The organism is Streptomyces nanshensis (assembly GCF_001751255.1).
Taxonomy (GTDB): domain Bacteria; phylum Actinomycetota; class Actinomycetes; order Streptomycetales; family Streptomycetaceae; genus Streptomyces; species Streptomyces nanshensis_A.
Window position 1 is genome coordinate 1 of the sequence record NZ_LJGW01000645.1, and the last position, 4351, is coordinate 4351.

Consider the following 4351-nt stretch of genomic DNA (forward strand, 5'->3'; position numbering starts at 1 on the left):
CGCCCGCCCGGGACTCGCTCGACTCGCCGCTCATACGGCCTCGTTCGCGGCGGCCGTACGCTCCGGCGGCGCCGCGCCCGGCGCGGGACGTACCGCCGTGACCGCCGCCGTGACGGCGAGGTTCGCCGCCAGGGCGATGATGCCGCCGTTGATCCCGGCCAGCGGATCGTTCCCCGTGGCCCACAGCAGCGTCATCACCGCCAGGCCCACGAGCATCCCCGCCACCGCCGCCGAGGCGGGCATCCGCCGCCAGTACAGCGCCAGCAGCACCGCCGGCACCAACTGCGCCAGCCCCTCGTAGGAGAGCACCGAGAGCTGCACGAGCGTGTTCGGGAAGAACAGACTCCCGGCCAGCGCCACCAACCCGGCCAGCAGACACACCAGTTGGGACAGCCGCTTGGTGCGCATGTCCCCGGCCGGTGCGCTGCCGCGGCGCCGCCCGCGCGGGTCGGCGCCGTTGCCGCCGCCCAGCAGGGTGCGCCCCCACAGCGTGCCGATGGCCAGCATGAACACACTCATCGGGACGATCGCCGACAGCGCGCCCGCGACCCCGATCACCGCGACGAGCGGCGCCGGCAGCGCGTCGGTGACGAGCGAGAACAGCGCCAGGTCCGGGTTCTTGAGGTTCGGCACCACGAACAGCGCCGTCGCGCCGACCATCATCGGGATGAACAGCAGCAGTTGGTACCACGGCAGCAGAACGGCGTTGCGCCGCAGGGCGTTCGGCGACTTCGCGCTGAGATAGCCCGCGACCGTCGTCGGGAAGATCGTGATGGTCACGGCGTTCAGCAGCAGCGTCGTGACGAACCACGTGCCGTCCAGACCGCCCGACTCATGCCCCGGGAAGGTCAGCCACTCCGGCTTCTCCGTGACCATCCGGTGCATGAAGTCGCCGACGCCGTCGAGGAAGTGGGCCGGCACGTACACCGCGAGGAAGACCACGACCCCGACCACCAGCACGTCCTTGAGCGCGCTGACCCACGCCGAGCCGCGCAGACCCGACACCAGGATGAAGACCTCGGCGACGACGAAGGAGATGACCGCCGCGACCCGCAGGTCCACGCTTCCGTACGTCATGGCGTTGACGACGACGCCCATGCCCTGGATCTGCACCTGGATGTACGGAACGATGAACACCGTCGCGACGACGGCCACCAGCATCCCCACCGGCCGTGAGCGGAAGCGGTGTTCGGCCATGTCCGCGATGGAGATGAGCCGGTGCCGGCTCGCGTACGTCCACAGGGCGGGCCCTACGACGTACGCCACGGCGAAGCCCGTCGTCAGATACGCCACCAGGTAGAGGATCGGCACCCCGAAGGAGAACGACCAGCCGGCCGTGCCGAGGAACGAGAAGCTCGTGTACGTCTCACCGGCCATCAGCAGCCAGATGAACAGCACGCCCAGGCCCCGGCTGGAGACCGTCCACTCGGCCAGGCCCTTGTCCCGGCCGCGTGCGCTGAGCAGGCCCACGGCGATGGTCGCCACCATCGCCAGGGCGAAGATCGTCGTCGCGAGCGCGGCGGAGCTGCTCATGCCGCACCTCCCGCGTCGCCGCGGCCGTACGGTTCGTCCGGGCCGTGCGGGGATTCCGGCGGGGGCGGGACGTCGTCCGCGGGTATCGGCTCCAGCGCGTCCGCGCGGTAGGCCGGGTCGAGCCGGGCCACGATCCAGATGACCACGGGGCTGACGAGGGTGGCCATGATGACCCACGCCAGCAGGAACGGCACGCCGAGCACGCGCGGTTCGATGCTGTCGGCGACCAGCGGCGCCGCGCAGTACAGCACGGCGGGCACCAGCAGCAGCCACAGCGCGCGCCGGCCCCGGTGCGCGGCGGGCGGGGCGCCGGACGGATCCGGTTCCGTGCCGCCGGGCATCTCCCGCCCCGCGTCGGAGAGTTGATCGGACATGTCGCTCCTTCTGTGCCGTGGTGCCTGTGCCGGTGGTGCCGGTGGTGCTGATGGTGCCTGTTGCCTCGGGGCCGGTTCCCGTGGTGCCTGCCGGTGGTGCCCGCGCCGCCGGGATACCGGCGGCCGGTGCGGTGCCGCTGTGCCGTCCGCGCGCCCGGAACCGGCAGTCCCCATGCGCGCGGCCCGGCTACAGCGAGGGTTCGTAGCGGCCGTCCACCGCCGTCCAGCCCCCGTCGACGGTCAGCACGCTGCCCGTGACATACGTCGAGGCGTCCGAGACGAGATACGCCACGGCGCCCGCGATCTCCTCCGCGCCCGCCCACCGGCCGAGCGCGGAGGCCCGCGCGTACGCCTCGTACCACTGCGGATCGGCGGCGATCTGGTCGGTCAGCGGCGTACGCACCACCCCCGGCGCCACGGCGTTGAAGCGCACCCCGCGCGGCCCCCACTCCGCCGCCGCCGTACGCAGCAACTGCACCAGCCCCGCCTTCGAGGCCGCGTACACGCTCTGCCCCGCCTCCACCTGGAACGCCCGCATCGACGCCAGCCCGACGACGCTGCCGCGGCCCCGCTCGGCCATGCCCGGCGCCACCGACTGCACGAGCGTCAGATACGCCCGCAGATTCAGCGCGACGACGCGGTCGAAGTCGCCGAGGGTGTAATCGGCCATCCGCTTGCGGACGTTGGCGCCGACGGTGACGACGAGACCGTCCAGCGCGCCCCACCCGTCCGCCGTCGTACGTACCGCCGCCTCGTCCAGCACATCGAGCGGATGCACGCTGACCGCGCCCGTCTCCGCGCCGGGCGCCGGGCGTTCGGCCGCCGCGAGGCGTGCCGTCTCCTCCGCGCCCGCCACGTCCCGGTCGGCGACGAGGACTTCGGCGCCCTGGGCGGCCAGCGCCCGCGCCGACTCCCGGCCGATGCCGCTCGCGCCGCCGACCACCGCGATGCGGCGGCCGTCCAGACGGAACAGATCCGCGTACGTCACTGCGCTCTGCACTGCGCTCTCCACCCCTGCTTCCCTTCACGTATGGTTCGTCCGTTCAAGTGCGGTGCGTCCACGGGCGGTTGGCGGCCCGTCCGGGCATGCGGATGCGGCCGGTGCCGTGTGCGCCCGCGTGCTGTGCTTTACGGGACGGTCACCGGCGGAAGACCGCCATCCGCGTCACCGTCAGCTCCTCGATCGCGAACCGGGGTCCCTCGCGGCCGATCCCCGAGTCCTTCACCCCGCCGTACGGCGCGATGTCGCAGCGGTACCCGGGCACGTCGTTGACGACGACGCCACCGGTCTCCAGCTCCTCCACCGCGGTGAGCGCCGCGCCCAGGTCGCGGGTGAAGACCGCCGCGTGCAGGCCGTAGCGGCTGGCGTTGACCGTGGCGTACGCCGCGGCGAGATCCGGCACGGAGCGCAGACAGATCACGGGCCCGAAGATCTCCTCGTCCCACGCCGGCTGCCCGTCCGGCACCTCCGCCAGCAGCGTCGGCACCACCGACCGGCCGCGGCGCCCGCCGCCGTACACCAGCCGTGCCCCCGCCGCACGGGCCTCGCCGACCCACGACAGCACCCGCTCCGTCGCGGCCTCGTCGATCAGCGGCGCCACCCTCGTCGGCTCCTCGCGCGGATCTCCGACGACGACGTCCGGGAGCCGCTCGGCGATCCTCCGCTCCAGCGCCTCCGCGACCTCCTCCACGGCGATCACCCGCTGTACGGAGATGCACGCCTGCCCCGAGGCGTAGAGCCCGCCGCGCACCACGGCGTCGGCCGCCGCGTCCAGATCGGCGTCGGCGGCCACCACCAGCGCCGCGTTCGAGCCCAGTTCCAGCACCACCTTGCGCGGCGCCGCCTCCCGCGCGATGCGGTGCCCGATCTCCGCGGAACCGGTGAAGGAGACCGCGGCCACCTCGGGATGCGTCGTCAGCGTCCGGCCGACCTCCGTGCCGCCCGTCACCGACTGCACCGCACCGGGCGGCGCACCGGCCGCCGCCAACTGCTCCCGTACGAGCGCCACCAGCCACAGCGTGGCCAGCGGCGTCGCCGGAGCGGGCTTGACGATGACCGGGCAGCCCGCGGCCAGCGCCGGGGCGATCTTGTGAGTGGCCAGCATCATCGGGTAGTTGAACCCGGCGACGCCGACGACGACCCCGATGGGACGCCGCGTCCAGAAGCCCGTCATGCCGTCGCCGGAGGGCAGCCCGTCCAGCGGGACCGTCTCGCCGTGCACCCGGGAGACCTCGTCGGCCGCCGCCTCCCAGGTCGCCACCGCCCGCAGCACCTCCGTACGGCAGTCGGCACGCGGCTTGCCCGTCTCCAGGACCAGCAGGTCCTCCATGCCGCCGGCCACCTCCGCCAGCGCGGCGCCGGTACCCGCGAGGACCCGCCGCCGCACCCGCGTGGGCAGCTTCGCGACCTGCCGACGCAGCCCCGCGGCATGCCCGGCCGCGCG

4 protein-coding genes are annotated in these 4351 nt (G+C 73.6%); all 4 read right to left on the bottom strand.

Annotated features, from left to right (window positions below; all coding sequences use genetic code 11):
* Window positions 1-30 precede the first annotated feature (30 nt).
* Window positions 31-1533 (bottom strand): sodium:solute symporter family protein, encoded by a 1503-nt coding sequence (locus AN218_RS30770; protein WP_070020321.1) that lies wholly within the window; start codon window positions 1531-1533, stop codon window positions 31-33.
* Window positions 1530-1907, bottom strand: a complete 378-nt coding sequence (locus AN218_RS30775) for a DUF3311 domain-containing protein (RefSeq protein WP_244900855.1) — start codon at window positions 1905-1907, stop codon at window positions 1530-1532. The genes AN218_RS30770 and AN218_RS30775 overlap by 4 nt, the downstream gene beginning before the upstream one ends.
* A gap of 187 nt (window positions 1908-2094) precedes the next feature.
* Window positions 2095-2907 carry an SDR family NAD(P)-dependent oxidoreductase gene (locus AN218_RS30780; protein WP_244900857.1) on the bottom strand — a complete coding sequence of 271 codons (813 nt, stop codon included), beginning with the start codon at window positions 2905-2907 and terminating at the stop codon, window positions 2095-2097.
* Window positions 2908-3046: 139 nt separating this feature from the next.
* On the bottom strand, window positions 3047-4351 hold a 1305-nt coding region (locus AN218_RS30785; protein ID WP_070020322.1), incomplete at its 5' end, for an aldehyde dehydrogenase family protein.